The organism is Bacteroidota bacterium, from assembly GCA_016721765.1.
GTDB lineage: Bacteria > Bacteroidota > Bacteroidia > UBA4408 > UBA4408 > UBA4408.
In genome coordinates, this window is sequence record JADKHO010000001.1 from 631,716 (window position 1) to 652,576 (window position 20,861).

At 39.6% G+C, this 20,861-nt stretch carries 12 protein-coding genes and 1 pseudogene; 10 read left to right on the top strand and 3 right to left on the bottom strand.

Annotated elements, in window-relative coordinates; translation table 11 throughout:
* The first annotated feature begins 14 nt into the window (after window positions 1–14).
* Window positions 15–1,847, top strand: a complete 1,833-nt coding sequence (locus IPP32_02350; protein ID MBL0046927.1) for a DUF885 domain-containing protein — start codon at window positions 15–17, stop codon at window positions 1,845–1,847.
* A gap of 17 nt (window positions 1,848–1,864) precedes the next feature.
* Complete coding sequence (locus tag IPP32_02355; GenBank protein MBL0046928.1) at window positions 1,865–4,321, top strand: carbohydrate binding family 9 domain-containing protein; 2,457 nt, start codon at window positions 1,865–1,867, stop codon at window positions 4,319–4,321.
* A gap of 84 nt (window positions 4,322–4,405) precedes the next feature.
* Here IPP32_02355 and IPP32_02360 read toward each other — a convergent pair whose 3' ends face one another.
* From IPP32_02360 to IPP32_02370, 3 genes are read right to left on the bottom strand one after another with little or no spacing between them, the layout of a single operon-like run.
* Entirely contained in the window at window positions 4,406–4,939 is a 534-nt protein-coding gene (locus IPP32_02360; protein ID MBL0046929.1) for a hypothetical protein, read from the bottom strand.
* 15 nt (window positions 4,940–4,954) lie between these two features.
* Window positions 4,955–6,238, bottom strand: a complete 1,284-nt coding sequence (locus IPP32_02365) for a glucose-1-phosphate adenylyltransferase (protein ID MBL0046930.1) — start codon at window positions 6,236–6,238, stop codon at window positions 4,955–4,957.
* A gap of 4 nt (window positions 6,239–6,242) precedes the next feature.
* Window positions 6,243–7,673 (bottom strand): glycogen synthase, encoded by a 1,431-nt coding sequence (locus IPP32_02370; GenBank protein ID MBL0046931.1) that lies wholly within the window; start codon window positions 7,671–7,673, stop codon window positions 6,243–6,245.
* Between the two features lie 220 nt (window positions 7,674–7,893).
* On the opposite strand from IPP32_02370, the pseudogene IPP32_02375 reads away from it, so the two are divergent.
* The 8 genes and pseudogenes from IPP32_02375 to IPP32_02410 all read left to right on the top strand — a co-directional run bounded on the left by IPP32_02375 (window position 7,894) and on the right by IPP32_02410 (window position 20,822).
* A pseudogene (locus tag IPP32_02375) lies at window positions 7,894–8,861 on the top strand (ribose-phosphate pyrophosphokinase).
* Between the two features lie 49 nt (window positions 8,862–8,910).
* Window positions 8,911–9,588: a 50S ribosomal protein L25/general stress protein Ctc gene (locus IPP32_02380; GenBank protein MBL0046932.1), complete on the top strand. Its 678-nt coding sequence runs from the start codon at window positions 8,911–8,913 to the stop codon at window positions 9,586–9,588.
* Window positions 9,589–9,626: 38 nt separating this feature from the next.
* A complete protein-coding gene (locus tag IPP32_02385) occupies window positions 9,627–10,193 on the top strand; it encodes an aminoacyl-tRNA hydrolase (protein MBL0046933.1) in 567 nt (188 codons plus the stop codon).
* Window positions 10,194–10,222: 29 nt separating this feature from the next.
* On the top strand, window positions 10,223–11,005 hold the full coding sequence (locus IPP32_02390) for a T9SS type A sorting domain-containing protein (GenBank protein ID MBL0046934.1): 783 nt from the start codon (window positions 10,223–10,225) through the stop codon (window positions 11,003–11,005).
* Between the two features lie 365 nt (window positions 11,006–11,370).
* A complete protein-coding gene (locus IPP32_02395; GenBank protein ID MBL0046935.1) occupies window positions 11,371–16,110 on the top strand; it encodes a hypothetical protein in 4,740 nt (1,579 codons plus the stop codon).
* Between the two features lie 178 nt (window positions 16,111–16,288).
* On the top strand, window positions 16,289–16,744 hold the full coding sequence (locus tag IPP32_02400) for a T9SS type A sorting domain-containing protein (protein MBL0046936.1): 456 nt from the start codon (window positions 16,289–16,291) through the stop codon (window positions 16,742–16,744).
* A 40-nt stretch (window positions 16,745–16,784) separates the two neighbouring features.
* Complete coding sequence (locus IPP32_02405) at window positions 16,785–17,579, top strand: hypothetical protein (GenBank protein MBL0046937.1); 795 nt, start codon at window positions 16,785–16,787, stop codon at window positions 17,577–17,579.
* Window positions 17,580–17,945: 366 nt separating this feature from the next.
* Complete coding sequence (locus tag IPP32_02410; protein ID MBL0046938.1) at window positions 17,946–20,822, top strand: carboxypeptidase-like regulatory domain-containing protein; 2,877 nt, start codon at window positions 17,946–17,948, stop codon at window positions 20,820–20,822.
* Window positions 20,823–20,861: the final 39 nt, after the last annotated feature.

The window sequence follows — 20,861 nt, forward strand, 5'->3', positions numbered from 1 at the left end:
TTATACATTAAACAATGAAAATAAAACACCTCTTTATTCTGGCAATAACCATTTTTGCCTGTACTTCTTCCGACAAAAAATTAAACTCAGAAGTAAGTGTTCAAAAATGTGACTCCCTTTTTGAAAATTACTACAACGAGCGTATGCAGTTGTTTCCGCTTGAGGCAACATTGAACGGTGACAATCAATACAATGATTTGCTGCCCTGCGATATCTGCGATAGTTACAGGACTTCACTTAAAACATTTTACGAAAAATACCAACATGCACTTTCCGCAATCGATAGAAATAGCCTCTCGGCAAACGATCAAATTAGCTACGACGTGTTGATGCGTGAAACCGAAATAGGACTTGAAGGATTAACTTTTCACGACAATTATCAGCCCATACAACAATTTTGGAGCACCCCCATAACAATGGGTCAATTGGGTTCGGGTAGCGGAAATCAACCCTTTAAAACGGTGAAGGATTATGACAATTTTCTTGCCCGCATCAGTGCTTTTTATGCCTGGAGCGATTCATCAATTGTATATATGCGCAAAGGCATTGCAAGTGGTGAAGTGTTTCCTAAAATTTTAATGGAAAGAGTGCTTCCGCAGATGCAAGACATGGTTGTAAAAGACCCAAAACAAAGTGTGTTTTATGGCCCTGTTAAAATTTTGCCGGCAGCATTTTCAGCTGAAGATAAAGCCCGTATTACTGCAGATTACGAAAAAGCCATTCTTGAAAAAATCAATCCTTCTTACCAAAAAATACACGATTTTATTCAAACAGAATATTTGCCTAAGTGCCGCGAAACTGCGGGTATATCGTCCACTCCAAATGGAAAGGAACGTTATCAATATTTAATAAAGCAGTGGACTACCACCGAAATGACACCTGATGAAGTATTTAATTTAGGTCAAAGTGAAGTCAAGCGCATCCGCACTGAAATGGAAAAGATTAAAGCGGAAACAGGTTTTACAGGAGATTTAAAATCCTTCTTTACCTTTATCAATACCGACCCTAAATTTTTTCCCTTCAAAACAGCTGAGGAAGTATTGAATGCTTATCGCGAGGTGGAAGCACGCATGCAACCTCAATTAAAAAAATTGTTTGGCATTACACCTAAATCAAAATTCGAAGTGCGTGAAACCGAAAAATTTCGTGAAGCCAGCGCCAGTGCCGAATACAACAATGCTGCTCCGGATGGATCCAGACCGGGTATTTTTTATGTTCCAATAGTAAATCCTGCGAAATGCAATAATTTTGGAATGGAATCGTTGTTTCTGCATGAAGCCATTCCGGGACATCATTATCAAACTTCTTTACAGTCTGAAAATACTTCGCTTCCAAAATTTAGAAGATTTATTTGGTATGGCGCTTATGGCGAAGGTTGGGCATTGTATACCGAATCGCTAGGGAAGGAATTGGGATTGTATACTGATCCCTATCAACGTTTCGGTAGCTTGAGCCAAGAAATGCATCGTGCTATTCGCTTAGTAACCGACGCTGGAATTCATTCAAAAGGTTGGACGCGCGAACAAGCCATACAATTTTCGTTAGAAAACGAACCGGGCGATGAAAAAGGAATTGCCACTGAAATTGAGCGCTACATGGCCATTCCGGGACAAGCCTTGAGTTATAAAGTTGGCCAATTAAAAATAATGGCGTTGCGCAAAGAAGCAGAAGAAGCCCTTGGTTCTAAATTTAAATTAAGTGCCTTTCACGACGAAATTTTAAGCGATGGCTGTTTGCCAATTAGCGTGCTGGAAACAAAAATGAGGAACTGGATAAAAGCGCAAAAAAACATTGCGGTGTTAAATGAATCGTACGGCATTCCTGCATTTTACAGAACGGTACAATAGTTCACCCCTTGCACCCCATGAAAAAAAACTGCCTTGTTTTAGTACTCCTTGTCTGTCACGCTGCATCCCTTTTTGCGCAAGACTCTTTAAAATCGTGCACCGCCTTGCGCATTTCCAAAGCGCCGCACATTGATGGCAAATTGGATGATGAAGCTTGGCAAAATGCAGTGGCTGTATCAGATTTTGTGCAAGGCAGACCCATCGAAAATTCGAAACCAACTTTTGTTACCGAAATAAAAGTGGCGTATGATAATACTGCCATTTACGTTGCAGCATTTATGCACGATCCGGCTCCGGATAGCATACTTCATGAGCTGGGAAATCGAGATGATCAGGATTTAAATGCGGATTTGTTTCAAGTAAAAATCGATCCCTATAATGTGCGTCAAGATGCTTTTATTTTTGGAGTGTGGGCCTCGGGTGTGCAAATCGACAACAAATGGACAGACAATACTTTTAACGCCGTTTGGCAAAGTGCTGTTGCCATGAATGCAGAGGGCTGGGTGGCTGAATTTAAAATTCCTTATTCTGCTATTCGATTTCCCAAAAAAGAGATTCAAAAGTGGGGCATACAATTTACACGCAACATTCGACGCAACCGTGAGTTCGACCAGTGGAGTTACACGCCCAGCGGTGCCGGTAATCCGCTAAATTATTGGGGAAATTTGATTGGCATTAGCAATATAAAAACACCTGTCCGACTTTCCATGACGCCTTATTTATCAGGTTATGCAGAGCGAACGCCTTACTTGGATCACGATGGTACAATTGATCAGTTAAGCACCTTTTCGTATAATGTGGGAGCAGATATTAAATATGGAATTGACGACCGTTTTACCTTAGACCTAACTCTTTTGCCTGATTTTGGGCAGGTACAGAGTGACAGCAAAATTAAGAATTTAGGTTTTCGCGAAGTAACCTACGATGAAAATCGTTCCTTTTTTAGAGAAGGGACAGAATTGTTTTCAAAAAATGGATTGTTTTATTCTCGAAGAATCGGGAAAACACCTTCGGGCTATTTTAATCTGTATGATCAGTTAAATGAGAGAGACAGTATTATTTCAAATCCCTCGCAAGTAAAATTAATAAATGCTGCAAAGGTTTCGGGCCGCACCAACAATGGATTGGGAATAGGAATATTTAATGCCGTTACCGCCGATATGTATGCAGTAGTGCAAGATTCATTAGGCGATAGGCGAAAAATCCTCACCGAACCTTTAACTAATTACAACATTGTGGTACTGGATCAACAGTTAAAAAACAATTCAAATATTTATTTTATCAATACAAATGTAATACGCGACAAAACCTTTAAAGACGCCAATGTAAGCGGAGCCGGTTTCACGTTTTATAACCGCAAAAGCACTTTTGCCATCGACGGGAATGGAAACCTCAGTCAGAAACTGAGCAAAGTGGAAGGAACACAAGAAAGTTATACCGACCAATTGGGCTACAATTATTTTATGGGTGCCCGCAAATGCAGTGGTAGAACACAGTTTGGCTTGAGCCGATTTGTGAGCAGCAGTGGCATTAGCACCAGCGATTTGGGCTTTCAAAGCATTCCGAATGTGGTGAGCAGCCGCGCATACGTTGAATATTACCAATTTAAACCCAATCGCATTATTCGTGAGGGAAATCAGAGCATGAGTGTGAATTATTCCACTCATTATATTACGAAGCAAAACACCAATTTAGAAATCAATTACAGCGGTTTTGCCTCCTTGTTGAGCTACAATGCTATATTTGGAGGAGCCGGATTAACTCCGATGGTAGTGCGCGATTACAACGAACCCCGTGTGGAAGGGCGCTTTGCAAATACCCTTCGGTATTACTATGCTTATTTAGGATTTAGTACAGATTACCGCAAAAAAATTGCAGTTGATTTAACCCAAAACATGAGTAATTTTTTAGACCATTTTAAAATGGAAGGTTTTAATACCGATATCTCCGTAAGGTATAGAGCCACAGATAAGCTTAACCTCCGATACAGTTTTTCATTTTACTACGACCCTTTTAATTTTGGTTTTGCAGCGATTGACGACAGTGGAGCGGTTATTTATGGCGGCAGAAAACTGCATACTTACATAAATCGTTTGGAACTAAAATACATCTTTAAAAAGGATATGACCCTTAGTTTAATTGGCCGCCATTACTGGAATACCGGAGAATACCGCAAGTATTTTTTAATTGAAGAGGATGGTAGTTTTACAGAGAACAGCACTTTCACAGGCAACAAGAGTTTTAATTACAATGCCTTTAATATTGATTTTGTGTATTCCTGGATTTTTGCACCCGGCAGCACTTTTTCTTTGGTATATAAAAACGCCATCGAGAATGAGCAAGCTTTCGCACAAACCAAATTTGGCGATAATTTTAGCAATACCTTAAATGCCCCGCAAACCAATAGCCTATCGCTGAAAGTGCTGTACTATTTGGATTATTTGTATTTTAAAAAGAAAGGTGGTCATGCTTAGTACTTCTTCTATCCTAACTGGCGCGCGATTATAGCGCGTCTTAGCTTAACTGGCGCGCGCTTGCAGCGCGTGCCACCCACTACCTTACTCCTTCCCTTTCTCCCCTCTAAACTGCTCTTCCGGATTTTTAAACAACACATTAAACGTGGTCAAACTGCCATATACTTTGGTAATGTATTGTTGCAGGTTTATTTTTTCTTCATCCTCCAATTTCGCATTGCTGTTGATGCGCTGTTCTAGTGTGCGCATGCGGTCGCGAATCATTACAATTTTATGAAAAAGTGTTTCAATCGGAATTTCTTTGCTCGATAAGGCGGTATCGCCAGGCTCTAAAATCATTTTTCCGCCGGTCCATTTTTTACCCAGCTCCACTGTTTCAGGGTATTCCACATAGTCCTTAATCACTTTAATGAGCGTGCGCTCTATGTCCCACAAACTCACCAAATCGGCATCGGGCTCCACCTTATCTAAAATAGTTAAGCCCTCATAGTCTTGAGGAATTTCTTTGGTACCGTGATTCATAAAGGTAATCAGTGTACTTTGCTTTTTCACATTAATCACTACACCATCACCATATCCGGGATGTTGTACGCGAGATCCTATTCCTAATTCGGTCATAAATTTTAATCTATTTTAAATAAATATCGTCGTATTATCCGGTATCACCGCTCCCTTTTTAAGGATTACAATTCCATCTTTAATACAATACTGCGGGGTTTCAATATCAGGCATGTTTTTGCTTCCGCGGATAATAACGTTGTCGCCGATGCGCACATCCTTATCAATAATACAGTTTTCGAAATGTCCGTTTTTACCAATGGCCATGAGTATTCCATCCTTTGCAGCGATGATTTCTTCGAGGGTTTCGTAATAATCGTTTCCAAAGGAGATGCAATTTTTCATTACGGTGCCTTCTCCAATGCGCGCACGATTCCCAATGATGCAACGCTCAATTTCGCGGGCATTTATGATACAACCTTCCGAGATTACTGAACCTTTAAGCAAGGTATTTCCCGAAAATTTTGTAGGCGGCAACATCCGCGGACGCGTATAAATCAAGCGATCGTGGTCAAATAAATTGAATTGCGGAATCAATTCCGCTAAATCCAAATTGGCATCAAAATAACTGCGAATGGTTCCGATATCGGTCCAATAACCGGTGTAGGAATAACCCTTTACCTTGGTTCCTTTATTGATGGCGGTGGGAATAATTTCTTTTCCAAAATCGGTAAAATTCGGATGTTCTTCAAACATGCGGGTAAGTGTTTCTTTATTAAACACATAAATTCCCATGGAAGCCATGTATTCTTTACCCTCGGCCTTTTGTCGATCTCCCACCGGTGATACCCAATTAACAAGGTCTTGTGGGGCAGGCTTCTCCACAAACTTATCGATAAACCCGGCATCGTTCACTTTCAAAATTCCAAATCCGGGGGCATCGTTTGCATCTACCGGCAAGGTGGCAATGCTAATTTCGGCGCCACTTTCCGCATGTTTATTTACAAACTCACGTAAATCCATTTGGTACAATTGGTCACCGCTTAAAATCAAAATATAATCAAAATCATGACCTGCTAAATGAGGCAATGTTTGCTTCACCGCATCGGAAGTTCCTTGAAACCATTTTTCACTTCCGGGCCTTTGCTCTGCAGCAATAATATCCACAAAAGCATAGCTAAAATTATCGAAGTGATAGGTGTTTTTGATGTGTGCGTTTAGGGAGCGAGAATTGTATTGCGTTAACACAAAAATGCGTCGAATGCCCGAATGCAAACAGTTTGAAATGGGAATATCAATTAAACGATACTTACCGGCAATAGGCACAGCCGGCTTGCTGCGCATGGAGGTGAGGGGATACAAGCGCGACCCGGCTCCTCCTCCTAAAATCAGGCAAACTACTTTAATCAACTTTTCCATAAGCTTAGTTTTTATAAATTTCGATGTATTTTTTGATTGCTTTGTCCCATGAAAAATCCAATCCTACACAGGTTTTTCGAAGTTTCGACAAGTGCTTTCCATCTGCAAATAAAGCCGCAGCGCGGTTCAAACTGTAAATAAGATCATCCACGTTGGCCTCGTTAAAGCGAATGCCGTAGCCGTTTTCATCGCCAAAATCCACCACTGTATCTTTCAAACCTCCCACACTGCGCACCATCGGAATAGTTGCATAACGCATGGCATACAATTGATTTAATCCACAGGGTTCAACCAGCGAAGGCATCACAATAAAATCGGCTGCAGCATACAGTTGATGCGCCAGTGTTTCGTTGTAGCCAATATAATTTGCAATGTTGTTGTGATAATTCGAAGAAAGGTGACGAATGTTGTCTTCAATAGAATTTGCTCCGGAACCCAAAATGTAAAAATTCATCTTTCGGTTGAGTGCAGCATAACGTCCAATAGCCTGTGTTAGTAGCTCTCCGCCCTTTTCCACATTTAATCTGCCAATAAAAATAACCAATGGATAATCGGGATTTAATTGCACCGAGGCACAAATTTCCTTCTTGTTTTCGCTTTTAAAATCAGTCCAATTGCCGGTAAACTTTGTTGCCAGCGTTTCATCCGTTTTGGGATCCCACACTTCATTATCAATTCCATTCACAATGCCTTTGCTTTTCCAATGGTATTCGTTGTAAAGCCATTGCAATGGATTGGAGGGCGCTTTCAGTTCTTCCAAATAACCTTCGCTCACAGTTGTCAATTTATCACAACATTTTATGGCAGCAGTCAGCGGATTTATCGTATTATCCCAATCTAAAAAACCCTTTCTTTCAGCATAAAAATGAGGTAAATATTTTACCAGTGACCAATCAAAAGCTCCTGTGTAAAGTCCATTGTGTATGGTAAAAATGGTTTTTATTCCCTTCAGCGAAAGGTAATGCGGACATTGCTGAATCATAAAAGGAATTAAGCCGGTGTGATAATCATGGCAATGAAAATTATCGGGTTTATGCTTCCAAGTGCTGATGTAATTTAGTGCTGCTTGCTGAAAAAAGATAAAGCGCAAGGGATCATCCTCGTAACCATACACTTGTTCGCGGTAAAGCAAATCCGGGATATCCACAAAATAAATGTCAAAGCCCAAACCCTCGTCGGGGAAGCTGCGTATGCTAAATTCCTTGTAGTAGCTGTCACTTTTCACCACCCCATCAAAAATCACTGTAGTAGTATTGTTCTTCGCCCATTTCTGGTGATAATAGGGCATAAAAATGCAGGTCTTTACTCCTGCTTTATTGAGGTATTTAGGCAGCGCTCCAGCTACATCGCCCAGTCCGCCCACCTTGGCAATGGGATAGCATTCGGCAGCAAAATGAACGGAACTGTATTTTTGGGAGGTATCTTTGGTTGCCATAAGCAGGATTTTATGCCTGCAATTTAAAAATTAAATGAATTGAATGCACCTTTTCGACTGCTTTGCGCCGATTTTTTGTGATTTTACATAAGGCCTTCACATCCAGTACCCTTTCATCCAAAAATCATTCATTTTTAAAGCCATCTTCCTTTCCTGTTTCCAATAAAAAACATACATTTGCGTCCCGTTTTAAAAATCATTGGTATAACCCACAATAGAAATGGATTCACCGGTAAAAATATTTTCAGGAACAAGTTCGCTCTACCTGGCCGAAAAAATAGCTGCAAGCTACGGACAGTCGTTAGGAACCATGATGTTTACACGTTTTAGTGATGGTGAGTTTCAAACCTCTTTCGAGGAAACGGTGCGGGGTTGCGATGTGTTTATTATTCAATCTACCTTTCAACCCAGCGATAATTTATTTGAATTGCTTTTGATGATTGATGCCGCTAAGCGTGCATCTGCTAAAAATATTACAGCGGTTATTCCTTACTTCGGATTTGCTCGACAAGACAGAAAAGACAAACCGAGAGTAGCCATTGGCGCCAAATTGGTTTCTAATTTATTGGTAACTGCGGGAATTACCCGCATCATAACCATGGATTTGCATGCTGATCAGATTCAGGGATTTTTTGACATGCCGGTAGATCATTTGTATGCATCTTCTATCTTCTTACCCTATTTACAAAGTTTAAATTTACCGCGTTTAACAATGGCTTCGCCGGATATGGGTGGAACAAAACGAGCCAATGCATATGCTAAGTTTTTGAATTGCGAAATGGTAATTTGCTATAAGCAACGCAAAAAAGCAAACGTAATAGAAAGCATGACTTTGATTGGAGATGTAGAAGGAAAAGATATCGTGTTGATTGACGACATTGTAGATACCGCAGGTACCTTAACAAAAGCGGCCGATTTGATGATGGAAAAAGGCGCTGCCAGTGTGCGTGCCATTTGCACCCATCCCATCCTTTCAGGAAAAGCTTACGAAACCATCGAAAAATCGAAAATTACCGAATTGATTGTTACCGATACCATTCCATTAAAATCTTCTTCCTCAAAATCCGTGTGATTTCGGTGGCCGATTTGTTTGCGGATGTATTGGGCAAGGTGCATAATTTTGAAAGCATCAGCGATCATTTTTGTGTTAACAGAAATTTAAAAAACTATTCCGCAACAATTATATAATCGGAAATGCGAAGCGGATAGCGCAGTTCCATAAAACAAAAAGAATAAAATGAAAACAGTATCTATTAGCGGCTCGCCTAGAGTGAGCGTAGGGAAAAAAGATGCAAAGGCTTTAAGAGCCGATGGAAAAGTGCCTTGTACCTTGTACGGAGGAACTGAACAAGTTAACTTTTTTGCGCCTTACAACGATTTTCGTCACATTGTGTACACTCCGGATGTGAACAAAGTAATGGTAAAAGTAGACGGAAAAGAGTATGAAACTTTATTGCAGGAAATTCAATTTCATCCTGTGAACGATAAAATCATGCACATTGATTTTCTTCAATTATTTCCTGACAAACCGGTAATTATTGACATTCCCGTGGTTATTACAGGAAGTTCTGCCGGTGTAAAAGCAGGTGGTAAAATGGCGATTATTACACGTAAATTAAAGATAAAAGCATTGCCTTCTCATTTGCCGGATTCTATTTCGGTAGACATTAGCAGTTTAGAAATTGGTCAATCTAGCCGTGTTGGCGATTTAAGCGTGCCGAATGTACAGTTTTTGGATACTCCCAATCGTGTGATTGTGGCGGTTCAAATGACACGTGCGGTTGTGGAAGAGCCTAAAGCTGCTGCTGCCGCTGCTGCTCCTGCTGCCGGTGCTGCTAAAGCTCCTGCCGCTGCTGCTGCCGGTGCCGCTAAAGCTCCTGCTGCTGCTGCAAAAGCGCCTGAAAAGAAAAAATAATTTCACCTGTTTGTTCATCCCGCTAAACGCGAAAACTTATGAGCAAATATTTAGTTGTAGGATTAGGGAACATTGGCCCCGAATACGCCAATACCCGCCACAACATTGGTTTTATAGTATTGGATGCCTTAGCAAAGGCGTCCAATACTTTTTTTAAGAGCGACCGTTTGGCAAGTGTTGCCGAGCTAAAATGGAAAGGTAAAACACTTATCCTGGTAAAGCCAAGCACTTTTATGAACTTAAGTGGCAAAGCGGTAAACTACTGGATGCAAGCTGAAAAAATACCTCGCGAAAATATTCTTGTGATTACCGATGACATTGCTTTGCCCTTAGGTACTTTGCGCCTAAAAGGAAAAGGAAGCGATGGTGGGCACAATGGATTAAAAAACATTCAAGAAGTATTGGCAAGCCAGGAATACGCACGCTTACGCTTTGGTGTAGGCAACGAATTTGCTAAAGGAAAGCAGGTAAACTATGTGTTGGGCGAATGGACAAAAGACGAATTAACAAGTCTTAACCCCCGAATTGAAACTGCCTGTGATATTATCCGTTCCTTTGCAAGCATTGGATTACAACTCACCATGACAAATTTTAATAATAAATAAAGCTTACCTTTGGTAAAAAGAACGATACTATGAAAAAAATCTACGCGCTACTCCTGACTGCTTTTATAAGCAGTGCTGCATTTTCCCAAGTGAATTTAATTACTCAAGATTTTAATAACTATGATGGCGACAGCGCCAACTTTATACCCGATTATTACATCAGTTGGAATTCACCAAGCGGTGGTGTACCTTCTGCTTCTTATTATTCTTCCACCGGTAACTATGGATTAGCTGCCAATTCCTATAAATTTGGTGTCGACAGTGCAACCATAATCACTCCTCCTTTTTCAGGTGCTGATTCATTAACTTTTTGGCACAAAGGAAACGGAACCGGAGCAGGAGCGAGTAAGTTTTATATTTACGTAAGCCCTGATAGCATTAACTGGACAGCGCTCGACAGCATTAGTTCCTTTCCAAGTGTGGGAACAACTTATGGACATGGGCTTGATTCTACGGATCATTACTTGAAATTTTTCTATGACAAAGCGGTTGGGAACATGGCTTTTGATGATTTGCGCGTGTTTAACAACATGGGTGTAGGAATAAAAAAACAAACCACAGCTAACTCATCAGAAGTTTATCCTAATCCATCAGCAAATGGAATTTTTACCTTGGATTTGGGAACTGCAAACAATTTGTTTTCTGATGTAAAAGTATTCAACATCCTTGGTAAACAAGTGTATTCAAAATCAATTGCTCCGAGCAACAATGGCAAGCATTCACTTGACTTAAGTGCTCTTCCATCGGGTTCTTATTTTGCAGCTGTGAAAACAGGGAATGACAAAAAAATGATTCGATTGGTGATTAATTAGGTTTAAAGATAAAATAGTTTAAAAGGGGAAGCAGCATAAATGTTTCCCCTTTTTTATTGCCCTAAGAGCCGTCAGTCTGAGCGAAGTCGAAGACGGTGTGCTGACTTTACCAAACACGATTAAGGTAAACTTGCATCATCAACCCACTAGGATATTTCTGTACTGAGACTCCTCCACGTTAATCCAATCAAAGCTAAAACAATGTATAAGCCTGTTTTGAAAAACTAAAGAAGTAGTTATGGAATTAGCTTTCATAACCTTATTCACCTTTTAGCGTAGAAGAGAGGATTAAGATAATTCATGCTAGAGTGGAATAACTAATTTAATTGTTCTATTTTTGGCTTAGACCCGATTTTAACCCATTTATGAAACACCAATTTTATTTACTTCTATTCGTAATATCCCTTATAATTACACCGTTTATTAATACCAAAGCCCAAACTCCCGATTGGCAATGGGCAAAAGGAATGGGTGGTAGTGGCTTTGATTTTGGGCGCAGCATTGCACACGATGCCAGCGGAAACGTGTATGTCCTCGGCGATTTTAAAGCCCTAGTCGATTTTGACCCGAATGCCGGAATTTACAATTTACTCAGTGGCGGAATTCAAGATGCTTTCGTCGCAAAATATGACCCCAGCGGAAATTTTATTTGGGCCAAACAAGTGGGTGGAAGTGACGGCAGTAGCAGTTTAAATGCAATGGCCATCACGCTTGACGGCTTGGGTAATCTTTATTTTTGTGGACGCTTTAACGGTACCATCGATTTTGATCCGGGTGCTGCAGTTTATAATTTAAGTGCCGTTGGGAACAGCGATATTTTTATTTGTAAATTGGATAATGGCGGCAATTTTATTTGGGCAAAAAGTATTGGAGGTGTAAGCGATGAGGGCGCCTATGCCCTTGCGCTCGATGCCTCGGATAACATTTGCCTTAACGGATTTTTTTCGGGTACTGTAGATTTTGATCCGGGATTGGGAATTGCGGCATTGGCATCTCAAGCCAATGATGTGTTTATTTGCAAACTCGATAATGCCGGAAATTATGTTTGGGCAAAATCGTTTAGCGGGCCCTTAGGCGACGAAGCAAATTCAATAGCTACCGATGCTAACGGGAATATTTACAGCACCGGATTTTTTACCGGCACTACCGATTTTGATCCAAGTGCTGCAAGCTTTACTTTGATTTCTGCCTCTGCCACTCAAAAGGATGTTTTCTTGTCAAAACTCGATGCACAAGGAAATTTTGTGTGGGCAAAAGCTTTTGGTGGCTTGGGAAATGATGTGGGCAGCGGCATTAAATTAAATACGAACGGAGATATTTATATTGCCGGTTCCTTTTTTGGCGTAGCTGATTTTGATCCCGATACCAGTGTATTTATACTTCCTTCCAAAGGCAGTAATGATGCATTTATTTCAAAGTTTAACAATGCCGGTGATTTTATGTGGGCCAATAAAATTGGAGGTACAAGCTACGATGCTTGTTTAACATTGGCTTTAGATGCAAGCGGCGCGCCTTATGTTGCAGGACAGTTTTTTCAGCAAGCGAATTATCACAATGCTGCTCAAGATGAACTTGTTTTAAACGCTGTGGGAGGCATCGATATTTTTGTTGCTAAGCTTGATGCTGCCGGAACAATAACCTGGGCAAAATCAATGGGTGGGGCCGATCATGATTTGGCAAATGCAATTGAACTTGATCCTTCGAGTACTTTATTTATAACCGGTAATTATAATGGAACAGCTATTCAATTCGACCTACTAACAGTGTCGAGTCCGCCGAATAATCAAGGAGACATCTTTTTTGCAAAAATGGGTTGTACTACGTCTTCTACCATTCATCCCATTGCTTGCAACCAATATACATCGCCTACTGGAAAAAACTTAACAACATCCGGAACTTATTTAGATACCCTTTTGAATGCTAACGGATGTGACAGCATCCTTATTATTGAACTCACGATACATAACTCGAGTTCGGCGCTTCTAAGTGTTAGTGCTTGTAAAAATTACACCTCTCCTAGCGGAAAGTATACTTGGGTTAGTTCAGGTATATATCCCGATACCCTTACAAATGTTATGGGTTGCGACAGCGTGCTTAGCATTCAATTAACTATTTTGCCTTCAAGCGTTTCGTTTCAAACTATAACTACATGCAATTCCTATAGCGCTCCCAGCGGAAAATACATTTGGACGCAATCCGGAACATATAACGACACTCTTACAAATGCTTTGGGTTGTGATAGTATTCTTAACATTCAGCTTACCATACGAACTAATTCTACTTCAACTCAAACCCTTACAGCTTGCATATCCTATCCATCGCCCAGCGGAAAATACAATTGGACCAGTTCCGGAACATATCTCGATACCATTCCTAACAGCTTGGGTTGCGACAGTATTCTTACTTTTATTTTAACCATTGATTTTCCCGCAAACAGCTCAGGAACTGTGTTTGCTTGCAATAGTTTTGAATCACCAAGCGGTAAATATGTTTGGACCAACTCGGGAATTTATACCGATACCATAGCCAACACAACGGGCTGTTACAGCATCATCACTCTTGATCTAACCATACTAAGTACCAGCTATTCAACCCAACAAATAAACAGCTGCAACAATTATGTTTCGCCTAGTGGACAATACATTTGGACAAGCTCAGGAACTTACCTGGATACCATATCCAATGCGGCTGGATGCGACAGTATTATTACTACACAGTTAACTATTGATGGAACAGCATCTTCTTTTCAAACCATAACCGCCTGCGAAAGTTATACATCTCCGAGTGGAAACTTTGTTTGGACTGCTTCCGGCACTTACGTGGATGTGATTCCACAAACAAGCGCTTGCGACAGTTCCATAACAGTTTTTTTAACCATTCATTACAACTCCTCATCACAGCAAACAATTAATGCCTGCAACAGTTATACCTCACCCAGCGGCAAATATACCTATACGAATAGCGGCACTTATTTAGATACGATTGCTAATAAAAATGGCTGTGACAGTATTCTTACACTTCAAGTAATTATAGGCAACAATAGTTCATCTTCACTGCAAAACATTGCAGCTTGCACTAGTTATTTATCGCCCAGTGGAAACTATCTTTGGACCACTTCGGGAACCTACAACGATACCATACCTAATACCGCCGGATGCGATAGCATTATTCAAATTAACTTAAGTGTGAATTACAACTCAACTTCCACTCAAACAGTAAGCGCTTGTAGCAACTTTATTTCGCCCAGCGGTAAATTTAACTGGACCAGCTCGGGCACCTATTTGGATACCATACCTACCGTTGGAGGATGTGACAGTATTGTAACATTTCAAGTCAGTATTTTGAATAACGATGCTATAGTAAACCTAAGCGCTTGCGACAGTGTAGTGGTGAATGGGCAAAGCTATTATTCAAGTGGTACCTATACACAAGTGCTCACAAACAGCGCGAGCTGCGACAGCACACTTACCCTGAATATAAACCTGAGTACCGGTAGTGTTTTTACCACCAGCCAGTTCGCATGCGATAGTTTTGATTGGAACAACCAAACCTACACCAGCAGTGGAATTTATTCGCAACACTATGTTGGCAGCAATGGCTGCGACAGCATTATTCAATTGGATCTTACGATAAAACAAAGTAGCAGCAGCTTTTTAACAGAAACTGCTTGTAGCAATTACGTGCTTAATGGGGTGAACTACACTTCAGACGGAATTTACCAACAAACTATAAATAATGCAGCCGGCTGCGACAGTGTAATAACACTTAACCTTAGCATCGAGAAGAGTGTAACACTTAATTTTACACAAACAGGCTGTGACAGTATTTCGTGGAACAATCAAACCTATTATGCGAGTGGTATTTATACCCAAAATTTAACCGGTGCGTTTGGTTGTGACAGTACACTTGTGCTGGATTTAACGATAAACCACAGCAGCGCTTCTTCACTTTCGCTAATTGTTTGCGACAGTTTAGTTTTGAATAACCTTACCTACACTGTGAGTGGAAATTATTCACAAAATCTTATTGGTGTGAACGGCTGCGACAGTATTGTAAATTTAAGCCTGCTTGTAAATTACAGCACTATTAAACACCTAACTGAAACAGCTTGTGATACTTTTTTACTAAACGGAATAAGCTATACGAGCAGCGGAACCTATCAACAAACTTTAACAACAGCAGCAGGTTGCGATAGCTTGCTCATTCTTGACTTAACAATTAAAAGCAGTGTTAGCGTTACTTTTTCACAAAATGCTTGCGACAGTATTGTTTGGAATAACCAAAGCTATACCAGCAGTGGAATTTACATACAAAATTATACTGCAGCAAACGGTTGCGACAGCAGTATTGTTTTAAATTTTACAATCAATCAAAGCAGCATAAACACACAAATTCAAAACGTATGCGATAGTTTAGTTTGGAACGGTATAACCTACACCAGCAGCGGTGTGTACACACAACACTTTTTTGCTGGCGGAATCTGTGACAGCATTGTTACGGTAAACCTCACTGTGTATCACAGCAGTGCTTCCACTATAAATGAAACGGCTTGCGATTCAGTTGAACTGAATGGAATTGTATATTTCGCTTCTGGAGTATATCAGCAAATATTGCCTAATGCTGAAGGTTGTGACAGTATACTTACGGTAAACCTTATTATCAATAATAGCACAATAAACACAATTGTCCAAAGTGGTTGTGACAGCATTTTGTATAACAATCAAAATTATACTTCAAGTGGTATTTATATTCAGCATTACAGCGGTGCCAATGGTTGTGACAGCAGCCTAGTGCTTGATCTTACAATTTATAAAAGCACTAGTACCACTCTTTCACAAAGCGTTTGCGACAGCTTGGTATGGAATAATCAAACTTTTACTTCGAGTGGTTTTTATTCACAACAACTTATGGGAATGGGTGGTTGCGATAGCATTGTAAATTTAAATCTTACGGTAAATCATAGTTCCACTTCTACCCTTTTAGAAAGCGCCTGCAACAATTATGTGCTTAATGGAATATCTTATTTTGCTTCGGGAATATATACACAAACGCTTGTTAATGCTGCCGGATGCGACAGCATCATAACTTTAGCCTTACACTCTTAACAACAACACTGCAAGTATTACACAAAGCGCTTGTGATAGTATACGCATAAACGGACAACTTTATACCTTCAGCGGAAGCTATGCACAAACACTTGTAAATGCAGCAGGTTGCGACAGTATACTTAGCTTATTCCTTACCATCAATACAGTTGATACAGCTGTAATACAAAATTTAAATGTGCTAAGTTCAGCAGCCACCGGAGCAAGCTTTCAATGGATTGATTGTGCGAATGGAAACTTGCCCATTGCAGGCGAAACCGCTGCTACATTTACCGCTACCGCAAATGGAAATTACGCACTTATCGTGACTCAAAATGGGTGCAGCGATACTTCAGCTTGTTTTACAGTTTTGAATATAGGAGCAGCTGATAACCTAGCATTTTTAACTAGTGTATCAATTTATCCTAACCCTTCTATTTCAGGTATTTTTACAGTAGAAATTAGCACATTAAATTCACTTTCGAGCGAATTAAGTATTGTAAATATGATGGGTGAATTAATTTACACCGGCACAATTCTACCCAACCTCAACAAAAAATATGTATTGGATTTAAGTAAGTATTCGGCAGGTGTATATTTTGCGACTGTTAAAACAAAAGATTCAAAAACCATGATTCGCTTGGTGAATCAATAAGAGAATTTGCATTTTGTTATTTCGAAAAACGGCAAAAATTATGCGCGTTGCAAAGTTGATTTTAAAAATTACTGCACTCCTCTTTCTAATACTTTTTTGTATTCGAATGTTTTATTCTATGGCGGTGAAAAATTCTTCTGGCTCGCTAAAAACAGCTCATTTTTTAATCGAATATAAAGGTGTTTTTAGAAACAATGCTCTTGCCATAGCCACAGGTTTAGAACAAAACTACAACCGCATTCGATTAGAACTTAAAGATCCTGAACACCCCACCATTCGAGTATTTGTGCATGGAAATCAAGCTGATTTTAACCTCAAAACAGGATTAAACAACAGTGCAAACGGAGTGAGTCGAGGTCCTTTTGAATTTCATGTGCTTTGGACGAATTGGTTTAACTCGATTTTTCCGGATAATCCTGTACAAACAGCAGTTCATGAGTTTACACATTGTGTTCAATTGAATATTTTGATTCAACAAGCTTTGGCAAAAAATACCGAACAAAGCGATTATGCGTTTTCAAAAACATTTGAAAAAAATTTCGCTGACAATTATCCGCAATGGTTTTGGGAAGCCATTTCAATTTATGAGGCAGGTGAAATTAATCGCATTGAGGTAAAGTACGCCATGCTTCATCATACCTCCTTATCAATGCTTTCTAATTCGAACCAAATTTACAGAATTGGCTATACAATAATCGAGTATATTGTAGCTACTTGGGGCAAAGAAAAATTACCTGAACTAATTCAAAGTTATTGCAACAGCGAAAAAGTACTAAAGGTAAGCCCTGCTGTTTTTGAAAAAGGCTGGAAAAATTATCTTGCAACGCACTACTAATTTTTTGTCCGCTTTTTCATACTGCCGATCAGCTCTTCATGCTTTATAGCATTGGCAAGCCGCTTTTTTACAAACCTGTATGATGCAACAAACCGCGAAGGACGCAGAGGAGGCGCAGAGGTCGCAGTTATTTCTTCGTTTTAAATCGCACTTTTTCGGATTTCTTTCGGCAACATAAGCTGCTTTAAAACCCATTTTAGGGAACGCAATTTTCACAACTTTGTATTACAGTAATGTTATCTAAATGTTAACTCATTTTGCCAAAAACAGTTTTCAGTTAACCCAAAATTAACGCTGCATTAAAAAAAGGTTGATACTGTGTTAGTTCCTTTGTATCGTTAAAATTCAGTACTAAAGGATAACAAAATGAAATCAAAATTACACCTACTTCTTCTATTTCTTTTCACGTTGATAACATTAAGCAGCATTGCCCAAAGCGGTAAAATTGCAGGGCAGTTAATTGACAAAAAAACCGGAGAAACGATTATTGGCGGGGTGGTACGTGTTGATGGAACTCAATTTGCGAGCGTTACTGATATAGAAGGACGATTCAGCATCAGTGGCATTCCTGCCGGAATTTACAGTGTAACGGTTAATTTTATTGGTTATAAAGGTCAGCAATTACTTAATGTTAAAGTAGCTGAAAATGCTACCACACAATTAGATTTTCCAATGAGCGAAGATTTGAAGGATTTGAAAGAAGTAGAAGTTGTTGCAAAAATAAGCCGTAGTTCTGTAAGTGGGATGTTGACTTTGCAAAAAAACAACATAGCTGTTAGCGATGTATTTTCGAGTGAGCAAATGAAAAAAAATCCGGATAAAAATTCGAGCGATGTATTAAAACGCATCAGTGGAATTTCTATTCAAGATAATAAATTTGTGGTGGTACGAGGACTCAATGATAGATACAACACTGCATACTTAAATGGTGCTCCCCTACCTAGTTCGGAGCCCGATCGTAAAGCCTTTTCATTTGATATGTTTCCTGCCAATTTGCTCGACAATATTGTGGTTATTAAATCGGCAACACCTGAAATGCCGGGTGATTTTGCAGGAGGAGTAATTCAAATCAATACACGAAATATTCCGGATAGTAATTTTAATTCGGTGTCCCTCTCTTCGGGGTATAACAGCTTAAGTACCGGTAAAGAATTTACTACTTATACTGGTGGGAAGACTGATTTTGCCGGTTGGGACGACGGTACACGGGCATTACCAAACTTGCCGAGCACAGAGGAGTTTCAAAAATTTACACCTGCCGAAAAAGGAGAAGCGGCTAAACTAATGAAAAACGATTGGGCGCTTAGCACCGAAAAAGCGAATGCGCCAATGAGCTTTCAGTATACCTTTGGTCGCATTTCTAAAGTAGCCAAAAACCGCCTTGGGACTATTGTTGCGCTTACTTATAACAACTCAAATAAAATTACTACTGTAGAGCGAAATAAATATGAAGAACAAATAAATGAAAAGCCGGTACTCCAAAAATCATACAGCGACAAAGAATATTCGAAACAAGTATTGGCGGGGGCTTTAGCGAATTTTGCATATTCTGTTGGCTCCAATTCCGAAATTACGTTTAAAAATATGTTTAACATCAACAGCGAGGATAAAGTGCTTTCGCGTGAAGGAATGCGCGACCTAGCAAATAATGCAGGTGAGCGTATCCTCGAAAAATCAAATGCTATGCAGTATATGCAAAACAGAATGTACACCGGTCAAATTGGAGGTGAACATTATTTAAAAACATCAGAGGTAAAGATTAAGTGGACACTCGGTTATAGCGATATTAAGCGCATTGTACCCGATTTGCGACGAATGATTTACGAGAAAAAAGACATTAGTCCGGATGCTTTGCCAAGCGACCCACTTCCTGAATATACTGCTGCCATTAATGTTACCGGTACTACACCCAGTTCGGGAGGCAGTATTTTTAGCTCAGTAAACAATGAAAAAATTTACAGCGCTAACTACGATATATCAAAACCCTTTAAGATCGGTGAAATTAAAAACAACCTAAAAATTGGGGGCTTTCATCAAATGCGCAACCGTGAATTTACATCACGAACCTTTGGATACACAAAGTATGACATTGTTGGGTTTTCAGCCAATGCGGTAAAGTTTGATAAGCAGCTTTTATTGCTCCCACAAGAATCAATCTTTGCAGGTGAAAACATGGGTTTAATTGGTCCTAAAAAAGGTGGATTTAAGTTAGAAGAGGCTACAAAACAAAACGACAAATACACGGCAAGTTCAATGTTAAATGCCGGTTACGTAATGCTCGACAATCAATTTTTAGAGAATTTACGTTTTATTTGGGGCGTGAGAGTGGAATCCTATAACCAAAAATTAAACACCAATAACGATGATGGTTCGCTTTCGGTAATTGATACCAGTTACCTGGATGTATTGCCTTCTGCCAATTTAATTTTTTCACCTTCCGAGAAATCCAATATTCGCTTATGCTACTCTAAAACAGTTGCGCGCCCTGAGTTTCGTGAGTTGGCTTCCTTTGGCTATTTCGATTTTTTAACCAATTATTCCCGTAAAGGAAATCCAAAATTGGAACGTGCACAAATTGATAATTTTGATTTAAAGTATGAGTATTTTCCGGGAAATGGCCAAGTTATTTCAGCAACAGCTTTTTACAAAAAATTTAAGAATGCAATTGAACAGGTAAACTCTTCCAACGAAGACAGGCTCTTAACTTTTGAAAATGCTCCTCTTGCCACCAACTATGGATTAGAATTAGAGTATCGTGTGAATTTAGCCTACTTGCTTGGAAACGAAAATGAAACTTTAAACGGTATCGCTATTTTTACAAATGCAGCTTTAATTAAATCGAAAGTAGATGTAAGTAAAATTGTTGGATCAAATGCAAAAAACAGAACCTTGCAGGGACAATCGCCCTATGTATTAAATTGTGGCTTGCAATACACCGCACCCAATAAGAAATTTACTTTTTCTACCTCACTTAATCGGGTAGGACGCAGAATCGAAACTGCAGGAAATGTTTATGAACGGGACGTATACGAAAGCGCCCGAACTTCTTTGGATTTTCAGGTTACCAAAACCTTTTTCAAACACCTCGAGCTAAAACTTAACTTGCGCGATGCTTTGGCTCAAAACAGTGTGTTTTATCAGGATGTTGATGAAAATAAGAAATACAATTCCGAAGCAGATAACACCATTCAAAAAAGCAATGCTGCACGTGTAGTTTCTTTCACTTTAGGGTATTCATTTTAATTGCAAGTGTAAACTTATTTCACGCTAATTATAAACATA

Excerpts from the sequence above, each read along its gene's own strand:
- IPP32_02365 (MBL0046930.1), bottom strand. The coding sequence starts at position 6,238 with ATGGAAAAGTTGATTAAAGTAGTTTGCCTGATTTTAGGAGGAGGAGCC.
- IPP32_02370 (MBL0046931.1), bottom strand. The coding sequence starts at position 7,673 with ATGGCAACCAAAGATACCTCCCAAAAATACAGTTCCGTTCATTTTGCT.
- IPP32_02350 (MBL0046927.1), top strand. The coding sequence starts at position 15 with ATGAAAATAAAACACCTCTTTATTCTGGCAATAACCATTTTTGCCTGT.
- IPP32_02385 (MBL0046933.1), top strand. The coding sequence starts at position 9,627 with ATGAGCAAATATTTAGTTGTAGGATTAGGGAACATTGGCCCCGAATAC.
- IPP32_02410 (MBL0046938.1), top strand. The coding sequence starts at position 17,946 with ATGAAATCAAAATTACACCTACTTCTTCTATTTCTTTTCACGTTGATA.
- IPP32_02355 (MBL0046928.1), top strand. The coding sequence starts at position 1,865 with ATGAAAAAAAACTGCCTTGTTTTAGTACTCCTTGTCTGTCACGCTGCA.
- IPP32_02390 (MBL0046934.1), top strand. The coding sequence starts at position 10,223 with ATGAAAAAAATCTACGCGCTACTCCTGACTGCTTTTATAAGCAGTGCT.
- IPP32_02405 (MBL0046937.1), top strand. The coding sequence starts at position 16,785 with ATGCGCGTTGCAAAGTTGATTTTAAAAATTACTGCACTCCTCTTTCTA.
- IPP32_02360 (MBL0046929.1), bottom strand. The coding sequence starts at position 4,939 with ATGACCGAATTAGGAATAGGATCTCGCGTACAACATCCCGGATATGGT.
- IPP32_02380 (MBL0046932.1), top strand. The coding sequence starts at position 8,911 with ATGAAAACAGTATCTATTAGCGGCTCGCCTAGAGTGAGCGTAGGGAAA.
- IPP32_02395 (MBL0046935.1), top strand. The coding sequence starts at position 11,371 with ATGAAACACCAATTTTATTTACTTCTATTCGTAATATCCCTTATAATT.